This window comes from Streptomyces sp. SM1, from assembly GCF_002910825.1.
Classification (GTDB): domain Bacteria; phylum Actinomycetota; class Actinomycetes; order Streptomycetales; family Streptomycetaceae; genus Streptomyces; species Streptomyces okerensis.
This window is the reverse complement of the sequence record NZ_NEUB01001005.1, coordinates 1-19,175: the sequence shown is the minus strand read 5'-3', so window position 1 is coordinate 19,175 and position 19,175 is coordinate 1. Positions and strand designations below refer to the sequence as shown.

Below are 19,175 nucleotides of genomic sequence, written 5' to 3'. Positions count from 1 at the left end.
GTTCCGTGGCCGGGTGTGGTGAGGGCTCACGAGTCCTCGGAGTCGGCGGTCTCACCTGAAGGCGGCAGGATGCCGAGTTGTTCCCTCAGCTTGTCCAGCCCGTAGGTGAACTCCACGTCGGTGCCGTCGCCCCAGTGGTGCTCGGTGAGAAGCGGGATGATCTGGGTCTTCCACAGCCGTTCGAGAGCGCCGTCACCCGTGTGGGCGAGGTCCTGCATGAAGTATGAGGGGCCGACGCGGAAAGAGCGGTCGCCAGGGCTGCCGTCGGCGAGGAGGCGGTTGATCTCGTCCAGGAGGCGGGCGTGGGAGTCGTCGTACGCGTCGGAGTCCTCGCCCCGTTCTTCCACCCGCCTGCGCAGCCAGGAGTCCAGCAGTCCGGCGACCGGAGGGGTGTCGGGGCGCAGTTCCATGAAGGAGAAGCGGCGGCGCATGGCGGCGTCCATGTAGGCCACCGAGCGGTCGACGGTGTTCATGGTGCCGAGGATGTAGAGGTTGGGCGGGAGGCGGAAGCCCCGGCCGTCGTCGGAGCCGTAGAGCAGGTGGACGCGCTCGTTGCGGTACTCCAGGAGGAAGTACAGCTCGCCGAAGATCTTCGCGAGGTGGCCACGGTTTATCTCGTCGATGACCAGGACGAACACCTCGGCCGGGCGGCGCTCCGCCTCGTCGGCGAGCTTGCGCAGCGGGCCCCGCACGAGGTCGTAGGCGAGCCCGCCGCCCGTGTCGCCGTCCTGGCCGGCGCCCAGGCGCGGGCGGATGCCCTCGAAGAAGTCCTCGTAGGCGTAGGCGGGGTGGAACTGGACGGGGCGTACGTTCGTGGCAGCGGAGGCGCCGGCCAGGTGGCGGGCGAGGGCGAGGGCGATGTACGTCTTCCCGGTGCCGGGCGGCCCGTGGAAGATCAGCTGCGGGGTGGCGCGGAGGAGTTCGACACAGTCCTGGAGCCAGGCCGTGTCGGGCATGTGGAGCGCCTCGGCCAGTTCGGGGGTGGCGTCGGGCAGGACGGCCGGGCCCGTGGGCAGCGGGGCGGTGCGCGGCATGTCGCCGATCAGGGCGAGGACGGTCTCGGCGTACTCGGTGGCCTCCAGGATCTGGGAGTCCGCGTCCTGGACCACGCTGGAGAGTCCGGAGGGCAGGTCCTTGAGGAAGTCCAGGGGCTTGGTGAGGTTGCGCCAGTCGACGGGGCGCTCCAGCCGTTCCGCGCTGTGGACCGCCGGGCCGCTGACCACTCCCACGTACGTCTCGAAGCCGTCGGTGGACAGCACGATGTCGCCCTGGCGCATGCGGTTCAGGAAAGCGTGGAGTTCCCGGGTGACGGCCTCCCGACGGGCCGTCGCGGTGGCGGGGAGGGCCGTTTCGACGGCTCTGCGGATGCTTTCCAGGTCGTGCGTCCCCGCGGTCGGAGGCGGGAATCCCGGGCGAGAGTGACCATCGAGGCGTCGCGCCACGGTCCCCGGACGAGGGGAACGCCGGTGAGGGCGTCCACCCCCCGGATGATCCAGAGCTGGCGAGGTGCCTCTTCGTCGGCCACCATCTCTTCGAGGCCGAGTGGCTGCTTGGCGGCCAACAGCGCCTCTTGAACGGGCTTCCTCCGGTCGGGCAGGGCGCGCACCACGTCCACGCTGCTGCGGCCGACGTCGAGGATGCCCTCTTCATGAAGCAGGGACAGCCACTGATCGCACTCGTGGGGTAACAGGGGCAGCCCCGTCCCCGCCTGTCCGTTCTCTCCCAGCACCAGGTACCAGCCCGGAGGCCGCGTGCCGCGCAGGACCATGCCCAGAACGTCGGGGTCGATGCCGAACTCCGCAGCGACCTCTTCCAGCGCCACCCAGGACCCGCTGTCGGGGAGCTGTTCGAGCGCGGTCACCGCCGAGGAGACCTCGCGCTGCTGCCTCTCCCACTTCCGGTAGCGCCGACCCGCCTCCAGGGAGAAGTCGACGGGGTCGGGAAAACGGTCGAGGGCGTCCGCACCGATCCCGGTCAGCTGCCAGCGGCGCTGGGCCCGGTACAGCCAGCCCGCCCTGACGAGACTGCTCGCGTTCCGGTTCACATAGTTCTCGAAGCGTGCGTCGGCCACGGGCGGGGAGTCGCGTACGGCCTGCGCCCAGTCGTCCCTCAGCATCGGGTTCCGGGCCAGTACCCGTTCCCACAGTTCCCCGAGGACCATGCCGTCCTGGAGCGCGTCCCTCCGCAGGACAGTGGCGGCGGCGTGCAGGGCCTGGGCGACGACGGTCGTGATGCTGGGCACGGCGTCCCTTCTTCGCGGGGTACGGGCGTGACGGCCGAGGCCGGGCTCAGTCCAGGCCGACCGGAGTGATCGGGGTGACCGGGCTGTCGTCGGGGCCGTTCGTCTGGACGAGCAGGAGGTCACCGACCGTGGCGTCACGCCCGAGCCCGAGTCGGGAGACCGGAACCGCGCCTGGTGCCTGCGGCGTGCCGACGGGCTGAAGATGCAGCTCGCTCTCCGCGCCCTGATAGGCGAGTACCGCCAAGACCTCGTCGTGGCCGATACGGGACACCACGCTGCTCAGCCGGTCTGTGAGGACCGCGCACACGACGGTGAGTCGTTGCCGCTCCGTCCTGGGGACAGGGAACGCTGCGATCCGCTCCAGCACTCCGGGCAGCGCCAGAGTGCCCTCCAGCAACCGCTGGACATTCTCCCGTTCCTCGTCCCGGCCGTCCCCGGTCTCGGCGGCCACGAAGTGGACCAGAGGCAGGCCGTCGTCCAGGGTGCGCTGCCACTTGGGCAGCAGGAAGTCGATGGTCAGGGCCTCTTCGCGGGTGGGTGGGTGTACGTCGTCACCCTCGCCGAACTGGGCAAGCCAGGCGTTGACGTCTCCCCAGCGCCACACCGGCGAGCGTCCGGTGATCCCCTCGGGGTCCGGGAAGGGCAGCTTGTCCTGCCGCCGCTCGCCGCTCACCCACTGCTGGACGTTCTGCCGGGAACGGTCGACACGCTCCGCGATGTCGGATACGCCGACGAGGTCGGGATCGGTGCGCAGCAGCCTCAGTGCGGGCAGGGACTTGCGTAGCCGTACGACGATGCGGTGGGCCGCGTCGATCGCGTTGACCCCGCTCTCGGAGACGTCCAGGAAGTGCCGGCCTCGATGACGGGTCAGGACCCCGTCGAAGGTGTCGTGGACGATCGCGACGGCCTTGTCGTCGTCCACCTCGATCCCGTCCACGACGAAGTGAAACTCATACTCCATGACGCCCCAGTCCCCCATGCGTATGCCGACTCGCTCTTCCTGGTTCCGGTATCCGCGACCTCTCAACAAGGGGATCCATCACGGACATGGATCCGTCACGGTCCCAAGCTTCGCGGAGCCCGACAGTGTTGTCAATTGCCAACGCTGCCGCGGAGGGCCGCACGGGGGTCGTCCGGCGGCAGCGGGCACCACTTCGCCTTACGGGCTATTCGACGGGCCTCCTGGCTGGGATTCCTCGGCGTGCCGCCGACCCGGATCACCGTGCAGTGGTCGGGGCACGGGCAGTACAGCGTGCCCCAGTGAGCCTCCGACGCAAGCGTCCACCCATCGGCGACGAGACGCTTGAGGACCGTCCTGACCTCCTTGCTCGGATGGTCCGCCGCAGCAATCTCGCGTCCGACCACGTACGCCTCCACAAGCCTTCGCCCGTCGCAGAGCTGACCGTCAACTCGGGCAGGCCGACAACCCTACCCGGCACTACTGACATTGACCGAAATCACAACTCGGCACGCGTAGCGGGGCGTTGCGGAAGATGATCGTCAACTACGTCTGAACCGGACGCGGGTCGCCCGGGACGCGGACCGCACACTCGGCCCACACGGTCTTGCCCGGCCCCGTCCGCTCGGTCACGCCCCAGCGGTCGGCGACGGCTTCTACCAGGAGCAGGCCTCTCCCACCGTCGGTGTCCGCGGACGGCAGGCCCGCCGACTCCGGGATCTCCGGGTGCCCCGGGTGGGTGTCGGACACCTCGACGCGGACGAGGCCCGCGGTCCGGTCGTACGTGAGCCGCAGCTCGAAGTCGCGTCCCGGGATGTGGCCGTGGAGGACCGCGTTGGAGGCGAGTTCGGCCACAACGAGGGTGACGGCCTCGGAGGCCGGGCTGCCGTAGGGCAGGCGCCACCGGTCGAGCTGGTGGGTGGCGAGTCTGCGGGCGAGTCGAGCGCCGCGGCGGGTGGCGGAGAACCGCTGGGCGAACACACTTACGGTTACGGCCTCTTGGGCCCGTGATGCTGGCATGCGGCCAGCGTTCCGGGCCGCTCCAGGCCCTCAACAGGGACGACACCCATACAGGCGTGACTCTATCGGTGCACACTCTGAACTGGGTGGGTAACTCCCCGTGACCCTGGGCGGGCCGGGCGGGGTTGAGCGAAGCGTGAACAGGCGGACACGGGAGGCACACGGCGATGAGGGCGGACCACGGCGGAGGCGGGAACGGCGGCGCGAACGGCACGGAGGCGGAACTCTCCGACAGTCTGAAGACCTTCGGCGCGGTCCTCAAGGCCCTGCGGGAAGAATCAGGCCTGACGCAGGAGGAGCTCGCGGTGCGGGTGCGGTACTCGGCCGCGTACATCGCCAAGATCGAGCAGGGGAAGCGGTTCCCGCCGGCGGATCTACCCACGCGGGCGGAGGAGGTTCTGGGGCCGGTCGCGGTCAAAGTCCTGACGGCGGCGGCGAAGAGTCTGACGCGGCGGGCGGTGTTGGCTTCCTGGTTTCGCCAGTGGGCAGAGATCGAGGAGGACGCAATCTCTCTGTACACGTACGAGTGCCGAGCGATTCCAGGGTTGCTGCAACCTGAGGCGTACATCCGGGCAATCTTCGACCGGCGACTGCCGCCTGCGTCCGAGGAGCAGATCGAACGTGAGGTCGCGTCTCGGCTGGAACGGCAGCAGCTCATCTCCGCCAACCAGAACACCGCGTTCAGCTTCATCATCGAGCAGAGCGTCGTAGCCCGCCGCATGGGAGGGCGCGATGTCGCCAGGCAAGTCATCGATCGCCTTCTTGAGGTGAGTGCGCGGCGCAATGTCGAAATCCAGCTCATGGCCACTGTCCAGGAGGATCACTGTGGCATCGACGGTCAGATGTACCTCGCGGAGACTGCTGCTCATCAGTGGCTCGGCTACACCGAAGGCCAGCGGTCAAGCAGCCTGATCTCCGCGCCCAAGGATGTAAGTGTCCTGCTCCAGCGCTATGGCAAGCTGCGTTCCCAAGCCCTGGACTGTCGGGCTACCGTGACGCTGCTGGAACAGATGCGAGGAGCGCTATGACTACCGCCTACGAGCTGAGCTGGTTCAAGAGCAGCTACAGCGGCAGTGAGAACGACAACTGCGTCGAGGTCGCCGTGCGCGTCGAGGCCGTCCACATCCGCGACTCCAAGGACACGGGTATCCGTCCACTCGTCGTCACGCCGACCGCTTGGGCGGCGTTCACGACACTCGCGACTGACTCGCCTCTGGACGGCTGAGGTCGCACGTCCTACATGACGTTCACGGGCGGGCACGAGGGTTGACCTCGTGCCCGCCCGTTGGTCTGTACCCGCTGCCCTACTCCTGCTCGCCCTCACCGAACATGTTGAGCATGTCGAGCTGTATGTCGCCGCCCTCGACCTCGTCCAGGCCGAACAGGCCTCCGCCCAACTGGTCGGAGGCGGACTTGCCCCGACGCTTCTTCTTGGCCGTTGGTGCGGTCGGGTGCTTCGGCGGGCCTCCGGCCGGGATGACGCGGGTCAGCGGGCTGGTGCCCGGAGGGTGGCGCAGGCCCTGAGCCGGGGGCGGCGTGAGGGAGGGGTGGGCGAGCTCGTCGAGGGCGAGGAAGCGCAGGCCACGAGCGGCGCCGATCAGCTCCCGCCGCTCGTCGGGGCGGGTGAGGAGGTACTCCGGCATGACGTAGTTGGTGAGCAGGATGTCCGGCTTGTTCCTCAGGACCTGGAGCTTCCGCCCGGAATCCTCCTGGCCGGTGTACCGCGCGAAGGTCACCTTGGGCGGGCCGTCGGGGACGCCCCAGGTGAGGTACTTCTCCAACTCGTGGAGCCGACTGTTGGCCAGCGCGTTCACGGGATAGACGACGATCGCCGAGATCCCGTCGGGATTCGGGTGCCGCAGCACCGTGTCGACGATCGGCACGATGTAGGTCAGGCTCTTGCCCGAGCCCGTACCCGTGGTCAGCACATGTGAGTCTCCGCGATCGGCCGCGACGATGGCCTCGCGCTGATGCCGGTGGAGGGAGAGCGTGCGGCTGCCGGGGTCGTTCGGGTGCGTCTTGTGCCGGAAGTACTCCCGGCACATCGGGTGCAGCAGACCGTCGTCGCACAGCGAGGCGACCGTTCCGCCGCTGCGGAATGTGGGATTCAGTGCGAGTTTGGGGTCGGGCCAACGGGTCTTGCGCTCGCGCTCGCCGGCGAGTTGACTCTCGATGTCCGGGTCCCGCACGGCGACGAGGGAGCTGGTGAACGCCTCGTACTCGGCGATGAGGTCGTGATGGACACCGAAAACGTCCATGGGTCGGTCGGCCCCCCTTGATCACGTGCATCCGCTGGGTCACGTGCCACGTCTTTGCATCAGACACCCGCCGGACGACGGACCACGCAACTGATTCACCCTACTGCCCCACCCCACCCGTTTCGCCGGTGGTTTGCCGTCCGTGCGCTCCAGGCATTTCAGGGGAGCCCGCGACGTGAGACGTGGTTCACTGCCCCCAACGGTCAGTACAGGCAAGCCCCGAAGGGATTTCCACCCGTGCCCCATGAAGTCGATCAGTCGTTCCTGGCACTGCCGCTGCGTGCCCTCGCCGACGCCGCGCTCGCCCGCGCGCGGGCGCTCGGGGCGGAGCACGCGGACTTCCGTCTGGAGCGGGTGCGCAGCGCGTCCTGGCGGCTGAGGGACGCCAGGCCGGCCGGGTCGTCGGACACCACCGACCTGGGGTACGCGGTGCGCGTGGTGCACGGGGGGACCTGGGGGTTCGCGTCCGGGGTGGACCTGACCCTCGACGCCGCCGCCAAGGTCGCCTCGCGGGCCGTGGCGATGGCGAAGCTGTCCGCGCAGGTGATCCGGGCGGCCGGGTCGGACGAGAGGGTGGAGCTGGCCGACGAGCCGGTGCACTCCGAGAAGACCTGGGTGTCGTCGTACGGGATCGATCCGTTCGCCGTGCCCGACGGGGAGAAGGCCGGGCTGCTGGCCGAGTGGAGCGCCCGGCTGCTGGCGGCGAACGGGGTGGACCACGTCGACGCCTCGCTGCTCACCGTGCACGAGAACAAGTTCTACGCGGACACCGCCGGGACCGTGACGACGCAGCAGCGGGTGCGGCTGCATCCCTCGTTCACGGCCGTGTCCGTGGACGACTCCAGCGGCGAGTTCGACTCGATGCGGACCGTCGCGCCGCCCGTCGGGCGCGGCTGGGAGTATCTGACCGGCACCGGCTGGGACTGGGACGGCGAGCTGGCGCGGATTCCGGAGCTGCTCGCCGAGAAGATGCGGGCGCCGAGCGTCGAGGCGGGGCTGTACGACCTGGTGGTGGACCCGTCCAACCTGTGGCTGACGATCCACGAGTCCATCGGGCACGCCACCGAGCTGGACCGGGCGCTCGGCTACGAGGCGGCGTACGCGGGGACGTCGTTCGCCACGTTCGACCAGCTGGGCAAGCTCAGGTACGGCTCCGAGCTGATGAACGTCACCGGTGACCGCACCGCCGAGCACGGGCTGGCGACGGTCGGCTACGACGACGAGGGTGTCGAGGCGCAGTCCTGGGACCTGGTGAAGGACGGCACGCTGGTCGGATACCAGCTGGACCGGCGGATCGCGAGGCTGACCGGGTTCGAACGGTCGAACGGGTGCGCGTTCGCGGACTCCCCCGGGCATGTGCCGGTGCAGCGGATGGCGAACGTGTCGCTGGCACCGGACCCGGCCGGGATGTCGACGGAGGATCTGATCGGGGGCGTGGACCGGGGCATCTATGTCGTCGGTGACCGGTCGTGGTCGATCGACATGCAGCGGTACAACTTCCAGTTCACCGGGCAGCGCTTCTACCGGATCGAGAACGGGCGGCTGGCGGGGCAGCTGCGGGACGTCGCCTACCAGGCCACGACCACGGACTTCTGGGGTTCCATGGCGGCGGTCGGCGGTCCGCAGACGTATGTCCTGGGCGGTGCCTTCAACTGCGGCAAGGCCCAGCCGGGGCAGGTGGCCGCGGTGTCGCACGGCTGCCCGTCCGCCCTGTTCAAGGGAGTCAACATCCTCAACACCACGCAGGAGGCCGGGCGATGAGCGCGCCTGTGAACAAGCCGTACGAGATCGTCGAGCGCGCGCTCGAGCTGTCCCGGGCCGACGGCTGTGTCGTGATCGCCGACGAGGAGTCGACCGCCAATCTGCGCTGGGCGGGCAACGCGCTGACCACGAACGGTGTCACGCGCGGGCGCACGCTCACCGTGATCGCCACGGTGGACGGCGCCGAGGGCACGGCCTCCGGGGTGGTGTCCCGGTCGGCGGTCACGGTCGACGAACTGGAGCCGCTGGTGCGCGCCGCCGAGGCCGCCGCGCGGGGTGCGGGTCCGGCCGAGGACGCGCAGCCCCTGGTCACCGGGGTGGCCCCCTCCCCCGGGTTCACGGAGGCGCCCGCCGAGACCTCCTCCGCCGTGTTCGCGGACTTCGCCCCGGCGCTGGGCGAGGCGTTCGGTCGGGCGCGTGCCGGTGGCCGGGAGCTGTACGGCTTCGCCAACCACGAGCTGGTCTCCAGCTATGTCGGCACCTCGTCGGGGCTGCGGCTGCGGCACGACCAGCCGAACGGCACGCTGGAGCTGAACGCCAAGTCGCCGGACCGTACCCGGTCGGCGTGGGCGGGGCGCTCGACGCGGGACTTCAAGGACGTCGACCCGACCGCGCTCGACGCCGAGCTGGCCGTACGGCTGGGCTGGGCCGAGCGGCGTCTGGAGCTGCCCGCGGGCCGGTACGAGACGCTGCTGCCGCCGTCCGCGGTGGCGGATCTGCTGATCTACCAGCTGTGGTCGGCGTCGGGGCGGGACGCGGCGGAGGGCCGCACGGTGTTCTCCCGGCCGGGCGGCGGCACCCGGGTCGGCGAGCGGCTGGCCGCTCTGCCGCTGACCCTGCGCAGCGACCCGAACGAGCCGGGTCTGGAGTCGGCGCCCTTCGTGATCGCGCACTCCTCGGGCGGCGACCGGTCGGTGTTCGACAACGGGCTGCCGCTGCAGGCCACGGAGTGGGTCCGCGAGGGTGAGCTGAACCGGCTGACGACCAGCAGGCACGGCGCGGGTCTGACCGGGCTGCCGGTGGCGCCCGGGATCGACAACCTGATCCTGGACGGCGGCGGCGACCAGTCCCTGGAGGAGATGGTCGCGGCCACGGAGCGCGGGCTGCTGCTGACCTGCCTCTGGTACATCCGCGAGGTCGATCCGGCGACGCTGCTGCTCACGGGGCTGACCCGGGACGGGGTGTATCTCGTCGAGAACGGCGAGGTCACCGGGGAGGTCAACAACTTCCGGTTCAACGAGTCCCCGGTGGACCTGCTCGGCCGGGCCGCGGAGGCGGGCCGTACGGAGAGGACGCTGCCCAGGGAGTGGAGCGACTGGTTCACCAGGGCCGCGATGCCGGCGCTGCGGGTCCCCGATTTCCATATGAGTTCGGTCAGCCAGGGCGTATAACCTCGTAGGCGTTCACCATCGGCCGTCACCCGACCGGCCGTAGACCATCGAGGAGACGCGAGAACCGTGACGGACATCGTCGACGAGCTGAAGTGGCGCGGGCTGTTCGCCCAGTCCACCGACGAGGACGCTTTGCGCAGGGCGCTCGCGGACGGTCCCGTCACGTTCTATTGCGGCTTCGACCCGACCGCTCCGTCCCTGCACGTGGGGCATCTCGTGCAGGTGCTCACCCTGCGCCGGCTCCAGCAGGCCGGTCACCGGCCGCTGGCGCTGGTCGGCGGGGCCACCGGGCAGATCGGTGACCCGCGCCCGACCGCCGAGCGGACGCTGAACCCGCCGGAGACCGTCGCGGGCTGGGTCGAGCGGCTGCGTGGCCAGATCGAGCCCTTCCTGACCTTCGAGGGCGAGAACGCGGCCACGATGGTCAACAACCTCGACTGGACGCAGAACCTCTCCGCGATCGAGTTCCTGCGGGACATCGGCAAGCACTTCCGCGTCAACAAGATGCTGACGAAGGACTCGGTCGCCCGGCGTCTGGAGTCCTCCGAGGGCATCAGCTACACGGAGTTCAGCTACCAGCTGCTGCAGGCGATGGACTTCCTCCAGCTGTACCGGCGCTACGGCTGCACGATGCAGCAGGGCGGCAGCGACCAGTGGGGCAACCTCACGGCGGGCCTGGACCTGCTGCACCGGCTGGAGCCGGACGCCGTCGCCCACGCCTACGCCACGCCGCTGATGACGAAGGCGGACGGCACCAAGTTCGGCAAGACCGAGGGCGGCGCCGTCTGGCTCGACCCGGAGATGACGACGCCGTACGCGTTCTACCAGTTCTGGCTGAACACGGACGACCGGGACATCCCGGGCTACATGCGGATCCTGTCCTTCAGGTCCCGCGAGGAGCTGGAGGAGCTGGAGCGGCAGACCGAGGAGCGCCCGCAGGCCCGTGCCGCACAGCGCGCGCTGGCGGAGGAGCTGACGACGCTGGTGCACGGCGCCGGCCAGACGGCCGCCGTGATCGCCGCGTCGAAGGCCCTCTTCGGCCAGGGCGAGCTGGCGGAGCTGGACGACCGCACGCTGGCGGCGGCGCTCTCCGAGCTTCCGCACGTCGAGGTGGCCGGGCTCGGTCCGGTCGTCGACCTGTTCGCCGAGGTCGGTCTGGTGCCGAGCAAGTCGGCCGCGCGGCGCACGGTGAAGGAGGGCGGTGCCTACGTGAACAACGTCAAGGTGACCGCCGAGGACGCCGTCCCCGCCGTGGACGACCTGCTGCACGGGCGCTGGCTGGTGCTGCGCCGGGGCAAGAAGAACCTGGCGTCGGTGGAGGTCACGGCGGGCTGAGCCGGCGACGGGGGCGGTTCCCGGCGGGCGCCGGGCGTCGCCCCTTCGCCGTCGCGGCGCACCGGGTCAGGCGCGTTGCCCTTCGTGCTTCCTCCGCTTCATCGTGGTGTACAGCATGTCCACGAAGAATACGATCACGATGGCGGCGGCCAGCTGGAAGATATGCCGTCCCCAGTCGATGCCCCGGGTCTCCTCGATGCCGAATCCCCGCGCGATGGCGTTGCCCGCGACGGCGCCGACCATTCCACAGATGGTGGCCAGCCACAGCGGGATGTGCTGCTTGCCGGGGATCACCGCCTTGGCGATCAGGCCGAGCACGAATCCCACGATGATCGCCCACAACCAGCCCATGGATGCCTCCTCGTACGGCTTGACGCGAGCATTGCGACCAGTGTCGGCCGAGACGCGGTACGCCGCACGTCGGGTGCGGCATACGCGCAACGGCGCAGGCAGTACGGCCGGGGCGGACCGGACCCGGGCTCCCGACCCGCGTACGGGCGGCGTAACGTGGACCTGTCGGGGTCCGGTCTCCCCTACCGGGTCGCGGGACGGTGAGGTCGGGGAAGGTCCGATGCGGGCGGATGGTGGAATGTGATGCGGAAGCAGCGCGGCGGTGCCGGCGCCCAGGTGTTCCGGATCACCGGTGCCCGGACAGGCCTCCAGGAGGACGTACGCCGGCGGCAGCGCCGCTACGTCATCTCGATGGCCGTCCGTACGATCTCGGTCATCCTCGCGACCACGCTGTGGAACGTCGAGCGGCATGTCGCGATCGTGGCGCTGGTGCTCGGGGCGGTACTGCCGTACGTGGCGGTGGTGATCGCCAACGCCGGGCGCGAGAACGCGCCGTCGCTGCCGTCGACCTTCGTGACGACGCCGATGAAGCCGATGATCGCGCCGTCGCGGACGAATGACGGTGGCGCGGAATCCGATGCGGAAGATGTGGCGTCCCAGCCCGCGCCGGGCGAACGAACGGAGCGGCCCGAGCGGTCGTGAGCATCGGGGCGTGAGGGGACAGGGCGGCCGGCGGAAGACACTTCCCCGCCAAGCTCAAGAAAAGCTCAGATCAATCATGTGCTTACGGTGCCGGGTGCGGGGTGACCCGTGACATACTTCGTACGCGCTCCGCATCCCCCGTCGGAGCGACGGACCGACGCCGGGCAGCTCCCCCCGTGGCTGCTCGGCGTCGCCTTTTCCCACCGGGTTAGGGTCAGTGTGTGATGGTCCCTGATCCCGAGACACCGATCTGTTCCGCCAAGGGCTGCCGTGCCGCCGCCGCCTGGGTGCTGGCGTGGAACAACCCGAAGGTGCACACGCCCGAGCGGCGGAAGACGTGGCTGGCCTGCGAGGAGCACCGGGAGCACCTGTCGCAGTTCCTCGGGGTGCGCGGGTTCCTGAAGGACGTCGTCCCGTTCGGGGAGTGGGAAGCGCGGGACGTCTGAGCGCCCTGGGGACGGGAGTGGGGACGGTCGCTCGCGGGTGGGTGCACGCCGTGGCCGGCGGCTAGCCGCCGATCGCGGACATCGGCCGGTCCGGCTGGACGAACGTCGGGTCGTCGAGGCCCGCTCCCGCCTTCTTGCCCCACATGGCCCGCTTCCAGAGACGGGCGATCTCCTCGTCGCCGGCGTCGGAGCGCAGCGCCGCGCGGAGGTCGGTCTCCTCGGTGGCGAAGAGGCAGGTGCGCACCTGTCCGTCGGCGGTGAGGCGGGTGCGGTCGCAGGCGGCGCAGAAGGGGCGGGTGACGGAGGCGATGACACCGACGCGGTGCGGGCCGCCGTCGACCAGCCAGCGCTCGGCCGGCGCGGAGCCGCGCGCCTCCTCGCCCTCGGGGGTCAGCTCGAATCGGGTGCGCAGGGAGGTGAGGATGTCCCCGGCGGTGATCATGCCGTCGCGCTTCCAGCCGTGCTGGGCGTCCAGGGGCATCTGCTCGATGAAGCGCAGTTCGTAGTCGTGCTCCACGGCCCAGGCGAGGAGGTCGGGGGCCTCGTCGTCGTTGAGCCCCGGCATCAGGACCGAGTTGACCTTCACGGGGGTCAGGCCGGCCTCACGGGCCGCGTACAGGCCGTCGAGGACGTCCTTGTGGCGGTCGCGGCGAGTGAGGGTCTTGAAGACGTCGGGGCGCAGGGTGTCCAGGGAGACGTTGACCCGGTCCAGGCCCGCCTCCTTCAGGGCGGCGGCGGTGCGCCGCAGGCCGATGCCGTTGGTGGTGAGGGACATCTGCGGCCGGGGCTCCAGGGCGGCGACCCGCTCGACGATGCCGGCCAGGCCGGGGCGGAGCAGGGGCTCGCCGCCGGTGAAGCGGACCTCCTCGATGCCCAGGGAGGTGACGGCGATGTCGATGAGGCGGACGATCTCGTCGTCGGTGAGCAGGTCGGGCTTGGCCAGCCACTGCAGCCCCTCCTCGGGCATGCAGTAGGTGCAGCGCAGATTGCACCGGTCGGTCAGCGAGACCCTCAGGTCGGTTGCCACTCGGCCGTAGGTGTCGATGAGCACGTGGGCCCCCTCGCTCGACGCGGATCACTCCTGTCTCGTACCCGCGAGCCTACGTGACGCCACCGACAACCCACATCGGCCGGGTGTGACGAGACGCGCGGCGGCCGCGTCGCAGGGACCTCCAGGGGGTCCCACGACGCGGCCGCCGCGCGGGGTGCGGATCAGTGGGCGCCGGTGCCGGTCAGCGACCGGACCTCCAGCTCCGCGTACTTCTTGACGTCCGGCTCCTCCTTGGACAGGACGGTGCCGAGCCAGCCCATCAGGAAGCCGAAGGGGATGGAGATGAGGCCCGGGTTCTGCAGCGGGAACCAGGAGAAGTCGACGTCCGGGAACATCGAGTTCGCGGAGCCGGAGACGACGGGCGAGAACAGCACCAGGCCGACGGCGACGATGAGACCGCCGTAGATCGACCAGAGCGCGCCCTGGGTGGTGAAGCGCTTCCAGAACAGGCTGTAGAGGATGGTCGGCAGGTTGGCGGACGCGGCGACCGCGAAGGCCAGGGCGACCAGGCCGGCCACGTTGAGGTCGCGGGCGAGGGAACCGAGCGCGATGGAGACGATGCCGATGAGGACGGTCGCCCAGCGGGCCGCCTTCATCTCCTCCTTCTCCGTGGCCTTCCCCTTGCGGATGACGTTGGCGTAGATGTCGTGGGCGAAGGAGGACGACGAGGCGAGGGTGAGTCCGGCGACCACGGCGAGGATGGTCGCGAAGGCGACCGCCGAGATGGTCGCGAGCAGGATCGCGCCCCAGGCCGAGTCGACGCCGCCCACGTGCAGGGCGAGCAGCGGGGCCGCCGTGTTGCCGGACGCGTTGGAGGCGATGATCTCCTCCTGGGAGATCAGTGCCGCGGCGCCGAAGCCGAGGGCGATGGTCATCAGGTAGAAGCCGCCGATGATGCCGATGGCCCAGTTCACGGACTTACGGGCGGCCTTGGCGTCGGGGACGGTGTAGAAGCGGATCAGGATGTGCGGCAGGCCGGCGGTGCCGAGCACCAGGGCGATGCCGAGGGAGAGGAAGTCCAGCTTGGTCATGCTGTCCACGCCGTACTTCAGACCGGGCTCCAGGAACGCTTCGCCCTTGCCGCTGTTCTCGGCGGCGCTGCCCAGCAGGTCGGAGATGTTGAAGTTGAACTTCAGCAGCACCAGGAAGGTGATGAGGATCGTGCCGCCGATGAGCAGCACGGCCTTGACCATCTGGACCCAGGTGGTGCCCTTCATACCGCCGATGGAGACGTACACGATCATCAGGATGCCGACGAGGGCGACGATGAGGATCTTGCCCGCGTCGGAGGTGATGCCGAGCAGCAGCGAGACGAGGATGCCCGCGCCCGCCATCTGGGCCAGCAGGTAGAAGATCGACACGACGATGGTGGAGGTGCCGGCGGCGGTGCGCACCGGGCGCTGGCGCATGCGGTAGGCGAGGACGTCGCCCATCGTGTAGCGGCCGGAGTTCCGCAGCGGCTCGGCGACCAGGAGGAGAGCGACCAGCCAGGCGACCAGGAAGCCGATGGAGTAGAGGAAGCCGTCGTAGCCGAAGAGGGCGATGGCGCCCGCGATGCCGAGGAAGGACGCGGCCGACATGTAGTCGCCGGAGACCGCGAGTCCGTTCTGGAACGCGCTGAACTGCCGTCCGCCCGCGTAGAAGTCGGCGGCGTCCTTGGTCTGCCGGCCCGCCCAGACGGTGATGCCGAGGGTCGCGAGGACGAACAGCGCGAACAGCGTGATGATCAGCGGGCGGTGCTCGCTCGCCTCGTTCGCGGCGAGCTGGACGGTGGTCATCGAGGGGCTCATGCGCCGCCCTCCATACGGATCTTGATGGCCTCGGCCTTGGGGTCGAGGTTGGCCGCGGCGTGCCGGGAGTACCACCACGCGATGAGGAACGTGGTGACGAACTGCAGTACGCCGAAGACGAAGGCGACGTTGATGTTGCCGAACAGCTTGGCGCCCATGAAGTCGCCCGCGTAGCTGGAGAGCAGCACGTACAGCAGGTACCAGACGATGAAGCCGATGGTCAGCGGGAAGGCGAAGGAGCGGTGGGAGCGGCGCAGTTCACCGAACTCAGCGCTCTCCTGCACCGCGATGAACTCCTCGGGCGTGGGGAGTTTGTGTTGTTCTGTCGAGGGGGGCGGTGCTTCGGCGGCCACGGAGTCTCCTCGCGTTGCGGTTCTGTCGGGCGGGGACGAAAGGCGAGTGTCCTCGGCCTTCCTGCCCAAGGGCACGGCGCCACGCGAGGACCGGTTCAACGGTCGGCACTACTTTTCCCCGGCCGTTCTGCGAAGCCGTTTCCCGCAAATGATTGCTGGCCGGCGAGCGCGCGGGATAGCTTCACCCTGCACCACCCCGTCATGTACCTGCCCGAGCACCACCCGTGTCTCGGGCAGGTTTCTTTTCCGGATGATGTGGAGATCCCATGGCTCATCTGCGTTCCAGACGCCGGCTCGCCCTCGCCGTGCCCGTCGTGCTGTCCCTGACCGCCTCGCTCGGCTTCCTGCCGGCTGCGGCCTCGGCGGCCCCGCGGACGGTGCCGGCCGTGCAGGCGGCGGACGCGCCCGCCTTGGCGTACGTCGTCAACACCAAGGTGGACCGCCGCACGATCGCCTCGGTGGAGCGGGCGATCGGCAAGGCCGGCGGAACCGTCGTGGTCACCTACGACCGGATCGGTGTGATCGTCGCCCATTCGGCGAACCCGGACTTCGGCAAGGAGATCCGCGAGGCCCGCGGCGTGAAGTCGGCCGGCGCCACCCGTACCGCGCCGCTGACCCGCGCGGGGACGACGGACGAGGGCGCCGCCGACTACGTGACGGCCGCCGAGGCCGCGCGGACGCGGGCCGCCTCCGCGCAGACCCCCGGCAGCGAGCCGCTCGAGGCCGACCAGTGGGACCTGCGGGCGATCGGCGCCGACAAGGCCGCGAAGATCAACCCGGGCAGCGGCAGGGTGACCGTCGCCGTGATCGACACCGGCGTCGACGACACCCACCCCGACCTGGCACCGAACTTCTCGGCCTCCCAGTCGGCCAACTGCGTGGGCGGCGAGGCGGACACCAGCGAGGGCGCCTGGCGGCCGTACACGGACGACGACTACCACGGCACGCATGTGGCCGGTGAGATCGCCGCGGCCCGCAACGGCATCGGCGTCGCCGGTGTCGCACCCGGCGTCAAGGTGGCCGGCATCAAGGTCAGCGACCCGGACAACGGCCTGTTCTACCCGGAGAACGTCGTCTGCGCGTTCGTCTTCGCCGCCGACCACGGTGTGGAGATCACGAACAACAGCTACTACGTGGACCCGTGGCTGTACAACTGCATGGACGACCCGGACCAGAAGGCCATCGTCGACGCGGTCAACCGGGCGCAGCTCTACGCGCAGCGCAAGGGCACGCTGCACCTGGCCTCGGCCGGCAACTCCAACCACGACCTGGCCTCGGACGCGATCGACGACGCGTCGAGCCCGAACGACACCACGCCGGTCGAGCGCACCATCGACCCGAGCGAGTGCTACGACCTGCCGACCCAGCTGCCGGGCGTGGTCACGGTCAGCGCGACGGGGGTGCAGAACCTCAAGTCGTACTACTCCACGTACGGCCACGGAGTCGTGGATGTCGCCGCGCCGGGCGGCGACCGCCGCTACCAGCTGCCGGACACGCCGTCGAAGGACGGCCGCATCCTGTCCACGATGCCGAACGGCGAGTACGCCTTCCTGCAGGGCACGTCGATGGCCTCGCCGCACGCCGCCGGTGTCGCCGCGCTGCTGAAGTCCAAGCACCCGTGGGCCACTCCGGCGATGCTGCAGACGCTGCTCAAGGTCCAGGCGAACAACCCCGGCTGCCCGGAGTCGTACGACCAGGACGGTGACGGCACACAGGACGCGACATGCGAGGGCGGTGACCGGGTCAACGGTTTCTACGGATTCGGCATCGTCGACGCGCTCCGCGCCGTCAAGTGAGCCCGTGGTCCGGCATGCCCCGTCCGCACCGCAACAGTGAACGAACTGGAGACTTCATGACAGCGTCTCAGCCGCGCCGCCGCCGCGCGCTCGTCCTCCCGGCCGGTATGGCCATGGCGACCGCGCTGGCGTTCCTGCCGAACACCGCGGCCACCGCCGCCCCCGCCGACGGACGGCCGGCCGCGGCGCCCGCCGACGCCGCCGCGGAATCGCTCAGCTACGTGGTCAACGTGCGGGGCGGGCACGGCGCTCCGGCGCATGTGAAGAAGGCGATCGCCGAGGCCGGCGGCACGATCGTGACGTCGTACGACCGGATCGGCGTCATCGTCGTCCACTCCTCGAACGCCGACTTCGCCAGGACCGTCCGCACGGTGCGCGGTGTGCAGTCGGCCGGTGCCACCCGGAACGCGCCGCTGCCGTCGGCCGTCACCGCGGACATGGGCACCCCGCGGGTGCTCGGCGCCGCCGAGGTCGCCGAGGCGCGGGCCGAGGCCGTGGACGGGCAGGATCCGCTCCAGGGACTCCAGTGGGACCTGCCCGCCATCAAGGCGGACAAGGCGCACGAGAAGTCGCTGGGCAGCTCGCGGGTGACCGTCGCCGTCATCGACACCGGCGTCGACGACACCCACCCGGACATCGCGCCCAACTTCGACCGGGCCGCGTCGGTCAACTGCGTGACGGGCAAGCCGGACACCAGCGACGGCGCCTGGCGGCCGAGCGCGGAGGAGAGCCCGCACGGCACGCATGTCGCCGGTGAGATCGCCGCCGCGAAGAACGGCATCGGCATGACCGGCGTGGCGCCCGGGGTGAAGGTCTCGGGCATCAAGGTGTCCAACCCGGACGGCTACTTCTACACCGAGGCCGTGGTGTGCGGCTTCATGTGGGCGGCCGAGCACGGGGTCGACGTCACCAACAACAGCTATTACACCGACCCCTGGTACTTCAACTGCGAGGACGACCCGGACCAGAAGGCGCTCCTCAAGGCCGTCACCCGGGCCACGAAGTACGCGGAGCGCAGGGGCACGGTCAACGTGGCCGCGGCCGGCAACGAGAACTACGACCTCGCGGCCGACGAGATCACCGACCCGGTCTCCCCGAACGACGGCACCCCGTCGGACCGGGTGATCGACCCCACCGAGTGCCTCGACATCCCGACCCAGCTGCCGGGTGTGGTGACGGTCGCGTCGACCGGCGCCAAGGGTCTGAAGTCGTCGTTCTCCAACTACGGCCGGGGAGTCATCGACATCGCCGCGCCCGGTGGCGACTCGACGGCCTATCAGACGCCGGCCCCGCCGGCCACCAGCGGTCTGATCCTGGGCACACTGCCCGGCGGCAAGTGGGGCTACATGGCGGGCACGTCGATGGCGTCCCCGCATGTCGCGGGTGTCGCCGCGCTGATCAAGTCGACGCATCCGTACGCCCCGCCGGCGCTGGTGAAGGCCCTGCTGTACGCGCAGGCCGACGCCACCGCCTGCACGGACCCGTACGACATCAACGGCGACGGCAAGGTCGACGCGGTGTGCGAGGGCCCGAGGAACCGCAACGGCTTCTACGGCTGGGGCACCGCCGACGCGCTGGACGCGGTGACGCGGTAGTCGCGCGGGAGTGACGAGAGCGAGGGGCCGGGCGGACGCGCCCGGCCCCTCGGCTGTTCCGGGGGCGCGGTCACGCCGGCCGGGCCGGTGCTGCACAGTGCTGCCATGACCGATATCGCGTCCGTCTGGTCCGCCCTGGGCGGCGATCCCGCCCTCCTCGCACGTGTCTCGGCCGTCGAACGGCCC

18 protein-coding genes are annotated in these 19,175 nt (G+C 70.0%); 9 read left to right on the top strand and 9 right to left on the bottom strand.

Annotation, left to right across the window (positions count from 1 at the left end; translation table 11 throughout):
- Positions 1-26 precede the first annotated feature (26 nt).
- From B9S61_RS36040 to B9S61_RS36020, 4 genes are all read right to left on the bottom strand, one after another.
- The gene (locus tag B9S61_RS36040; protein WP_103545938.1) at positions 27-1,277 is read right to left on the bottom strand and encodes an McrB family protein; all 1,251 of its coding nucleotides are present in this window, start codon (positions 1,275-1,277) and stop codon (positions 27-29) included.
- A gap of 5 nt (positions 1,278-1,282) precedes the next feature.
- Complete coding sequence (locus tag B9S61_RS36035; RefSeq protein ID WP_103545937.1) at positions 1,283-2,242, bottom strand: hypothetical protein; 960 nt, start codon at positions 2,240-2,242, stop codon at positions 1,283-1,285.
- 46 nt (positions 2,243-2,288) lie between these two features.
- Complete coding sequence (locus tag B9S61_RS36030) at positions 2,289-3,203, bottom strand: AlpA family transcriptional regulator (RefSeq protein ID WP_103545949.1); 915 nt, start codon at positions 3,201-3,203, stop codon at positions 2,289-2,291.
- A gap of 543 nt (positions 3,204-3,746) precedes the next feature.
- The gene (locus B9S61_RS36020; protein ID WP_103545936.1) at positions 3,747-4,181 is read right to left on the bottom strand and encodes an ATP-binding protein; all 435 of its coding nucleotides are present in this window, start codon (positions 4,179-4,181) and stop codon (positions 3,747-3,749) included.
- A 206-nt stretch (positions 4,182-4,387) separates the two neighbouring features.
- Between B9S61_RS36020 and B9S61_RS36015 the strand changes: the two genes are divergently transcribed.
- Positions 4,388-5,248 (top strand): helix-turn-helix transcriptional regulator, encoded by an 861-nt coding sequence (locus B9S61_RS36015; protein ID WP_103545935.1) that lies wholly within the window; start codon positions 4,388-4,390, stop codon positions 5,246-5,248.
- Positions 5,245-5,445, top strand: a complete 201-nt coding sequence (locus tag B9S61_RS36010; protein ID WP_103545934.1) for a DUF397 domain-containing protein — start codon at positions 5,245-5,247, stop codon at positions 5,443-5,445. The genes B9S61_RS36015 and B9S61_RS36010 overlap by 4 nt, the downstream gene beginning before the upstream one ends.
- Positions 5,446-5,524: 79 nt before the next feature.
- Here B9S61_RS36010 and B9S61_RS36005 read toward each other — a convergent pair whose 3' ends face one another.
- Positions 5,525-6,478, bottom strand: coding sequence for a DEAD/DEAH box helicase (locus tag B9S61_RS36005; RefSeq protein WP_103545933.1), 954 nt, complete (start codon positions 6,476-6,478; stop codon positions 5,525-5,527).
- Between the two features lie 237 nt (positions 6,479-6,715).
- Between B9S61_RS36005 and B9S61_RS36000 the strand changes: the two genes are divergently transcribed.
- The 3 genes from B9S61_RS36000 to tyrS all read left to right on the top strand — a co-directional run bounded on the left by B9S61_RS36000 (position 6,716) and on the right by tyrS (position 10,965).
- Positions 6,716-8,239: a TldD/PmbA family protein gene (locus tag B9S61_RS36000; RefSeq protein ID WP_103545932.1), complete on the top strand. Its 1,524-nt coding sequence runs from the start codon at positions 6,716-6,718 to the stop codon at positions 8,237-8,239.
- Positions 8,236-9,630, top strand: a complete 1,395-nt coding sequence (locus tag B9S61_RS35995) for a metallopeptidase TldD-related protein (protein WP_103545931.1) — start codon at positions 8,236-8,238, stop codon at positions 9,628-9,630. The genes B9S61_RS36000 and B9S61_RS35995 overlap by 4 nt, the downstream gene beginning before the upstream one ends.
- A gap of 66 nt (positions 9,631-9,696) precedes the next feature.
- Positions 9,697-10,965 (top strand): tyrosine--tRNA ligase, encoded by a 1,269-nt coding sequence (gene tyrS, locus B9S61_RS35990; RefSeq protein ID WP_103545930.1) that lies wholly within the window; start codon positions 9,697-9,699, stop codon positions 10,963-10,965.
- A 66-nt stretch (positions 10,966-11,031) separates the two neighbouring features.
- Here tyrS and B9S61_RS35985 read toward each other — a convergent pair whose 3' ends face one another.
- On the bottom strand, positions 11,032-11,316 hold the full coding sequence (locus B9S61_RS35985) for a GlsB/YeaQ/YmgE family stress response membrane protein (RefSeq protein ID WP_103545929.1): 285 nt from the start codon (positions 11,314-11,316) through the stop codon (positions 11,032-11,034).
- A gap of 243 nt (positions 11,317-11,559) precedes the next feature.
- Between B9S61_RS35985 and B9S61_RS35980 the strand changes: the two genes are divergently transcribed.
- Both B9S61_RS35980 and B9S61_RS35975 read left to right on the top strand, forming a co-directional pair.
- Positions 11,560-11,958, top strand: coding sequence for a DUF3099 domain-containing protein (locus B9S61_RS35980; protein WP_103545928.1), 399 nt, complete (start codon positions 11,560-11,562; stop codon positions 11,956-11,958).
- A 224-nt stretch (positions 11,959-12,182) separates the two neighbouring features.
- Entirely contained in the window at positions 12,183-12,404 is a 222-nt protein-coding gene (locus tag B9S61_RS35975) for a hypothetical protein (RefSeq protein WP_103545927.1), read from the top strand.
- A gap of 61 nt (positions 12,405-12,465) precedes the next feature.
- On the opposite strand, the gene moaA is transcribed toward B9S61_RS35975, so the two are convergent.
- From moaA to B9S61_RS35960, 3 genes are all read right to left on the bottom strand, one after another.
- Complete coding sequence (moaA, locus tag B9S61_RS35970; protein WP_103545926.1) at positions 12,466-13,455, bottom strand: GTP 3',8-cyclase MoaA; 990 nt, start codon at positions 13,453-13,455, stop codon at positions 12,466-12,468.
- Positions 13,456-13,616: 161 nt separating this feature from the next.
- On the bottom strand, positions 13,617-15,245 hold the full coding sequence (locus B9S61_RS35965) for a cation acetate symporter (protein WP_103545925.1): 1,629 nt from the start codon (positions 15,243-15,245) through the stop codon (positions 13,617-13,619).
- On the bottom strand, positions 15,242-15,598 hold the full coding sequence (locus tag B9S61_RS35960; RefSeq protein ID WP_103545924.1) for a DUF485 domain-containing protein: 357 nt from the start codon (positions 15,596-15,598) through the stop codon (positions 15,242-15,244). The genes B9S61_RS35965 and B9S61_RS35960 overlap by 4 nt, the downstream gene beginning before the upstream one ends.
- 266 nt (positions 15,599-15,864) lie before the next feature.
- Here B9S61_RS35960 and B9S61_RS35955 point away from each other — a divergent pair, with 266 nt between their 5' ends.
- Positions 15,865-17,394 (top strand): S8 family serine peptidase, encoded by a 1,530-nt coding sequence (locus tag B9S61_RS35955; RefSeq protein ID WP_103545923.1) that lies wholly within the window; start codon positions 15,865-15,867, stop codon positions 17,392-17,394.
- Between the two features lie 56 nt (positions 17,395-17,450).
- A complete protein-coding gene (locus tag B9S61_RS35950; RefSeq protein WP_103545922.1) occupies positions 17,451-18,989 on the top strand; it encodes a S8 family serine peptidase in 1,539 nt (512 codons plus the stop codon).
- Positions 18,990-19,175 lie beyond the last annotated feature (186 nt).

Excerpts from the sequence above, each read along its gene's own strand:
- B9S61_RS36010 (WP_103545934.1), top strand. The coding sequence starts at position 5,245 with ATGACTACCGCCTACGAGCTGAGCTGGTTCAAGAGCAGCTACAGCGGC.
- B9S61_RS36040 (WP_103545938.1), bottom strand. The coding sequence starts at position 1,277 with ATGCGCCAGGGCGACATCGTGCTGTCCACCGACGGCTTCGAGACGTAC.
- B9S61_RS35950 (WP_103545922.1), top strand. The coding sequence starts at position 17,451 with ATGACAGCGTCTCAGCCGCGCCGCCGCCGCGCGCTCGTCCTCCCGGCC.
- B9S61_RS35975 (WP_103545927.1), top strand. The coding sequence starts at position 12,183 with ATGGTCCCTGATCCCGAGACACCGATCTGTTCCGCCAAGGGCTGCCGT.
- B9S61_RS35955 (WP_103545923.1), top strand. The coding sequence starts at position 15,865 with ATGGCTCATCTGCGTTCCAGACGCCGGCTCGCCCTCGCCGTGCCCGTC.
- B9S61_RS36005 (WP_103545933.1), bottom strand. The coding sequence starts at position 6,478 with ATGGACGTTTTCGGTGTCCATCACGACCTCATCGCCGAGTACGAGGCG.
- B9S61_RS35995 (WP_103545931.1), top strand. The coding sequence starts at position 8,236 with ATGAGCGCGCCTGTGAACAAGCCGTACGAGATCGTCGAGCGCGCGCTC.
- B9S61_RS35965 (WP_103545925.1), bottom strand. The coding sequence starts at position 15,245 with ATGAGCCCCTCGATGACCACCGTCCAGCTCGCCGCGAACGAGGCGAGC.
- B9S61_RS36015 (WP_103545935.1), top strand. The coding sequence starts at position 4,388 with ATGAGGGCGGACCACGGCGGAGGCGGGAACGGCGGCGCGAACGGCACG.
- B9S61_RS35985 (WP_103545929.1), bottom strand. The coding sequence starts at position 11,316 with ATGGGCTGGTTGTGGGCGATCATCGTGGGATTCGTGCTCGGCCTGATC.
- B9S61_RS35980 (WP_103545928.1), top strand. The coding sequence starts at position 11,560 with ATGCGGAAGCAGCGCGGCGGTGCCGGCGCCCAGGTGTTCCGGATCACC.
- B9S61_RS36030 (WP_103545949.1), bottom strand. The coding sequence starts at position 3,203 with ATGGAGTATGAGTTTCACTTCGTCGTGGACGGGATCGAGGTGGACGAC.